Raw genomic sequence first — 226 nt, 5'->3', positions numbered from 1 at the left:
GACCAGGAGAAGTAGTGAAGCAAACCCGCCGAACGAAATACAGTGCCATCAAACCCATTGCGCTTCAACACATTGCCAACGGGGCATCAGCAAGCGCGGTTGGGCGCGATTTAGCGATTCCCTCACCAACTGTCAGGCGGTGGGCGCGACAAGCCGGAATTGAGATCCAGCACCAATCGCACTACCCGAAGTTATCGATGATGGATAAGCATCGCGTGATCTACGA

General features: G+C 54.4%; 1 pseudogene. It reads left to right on the top strand.

What is annotated here, in order from left to right:
• Positions 1–14: 14 nt before the first annotated feature.
• A pseudogene (locus AB1Z34_RS11215) lies at positions 15–226 on the top strand (IS30 family transposase); the annotation flags it as partial.

Origin of the sequence: Corynebacterium sp. 045007, from assembly GCF_040743205.1 — a bacterium.
GTDB classification, from domain to species: domain Bacteria; phylum Actinomycetota; class Actinomycetes; order Mycobacteriales; family Mycobacteriaceae; genus Corynebacterium; species Corynebacterium jeikeium_D.
The sequence above is the reverse complement of the archived record's forward strand: the minus strand, read 5'-3'. Positions and strand labels throughout refer to the sequence as shown.